At 62.2% G+C, this 283-nt stretch carries 1 protein-coding gene; it reads right to left on the bottom strand.

The window, feature by feature from the left end; translation table 11 throughout:
- Positions 1 to 283, bottom strand: a 283-nt coding sequence (locus IU448_RS28605) for a M48 family metallopeptidase (protein ID WP_195058846.1), incomplete at both ends; no start/stop codon positions are given.

The raw sequence follows: 283 nt of genomic DNA, 5'->3' as shown, positions 1-283 counted from the left end.
CGTCCGATAGACCGCATGCCCGGACAACGCATGGCCGAGCTCATGACCGATCGTGAAACGCATCTCCTCGTGGTCGAGCAGATCGACCAGTCCGGTGGTCAACACGATGAACGGCTTGTCCATCCCGATGGTGAAAGCGTTCACCTCAGGGCTCTGCACCACGAACAGCTCCGGTGTGGTGGGTGCGTCGAGGATCTCGGCACAGTCCTGGCGCAGCAGGTGCAAGGAACGGAACTGGCGTTCGTCGACGCGGACCGCGGTCGCCAGATACATCAGCCGGTAC

Source organism: Nocardia flavorosea (assembly GCF_015477805.1).
Classification (GTDB): Bacteria; Actinomycetota; Actinomycetes; order Mycobacteriales; family Mycobacteriaceae; genus Nocardia; species Nocardia flavorosea_A.
The sequence above is the reverse complement of the archived record's forward strand: the minus strand, read 5'-3'. Positions and strand labels throughout refer to the sequence as shown.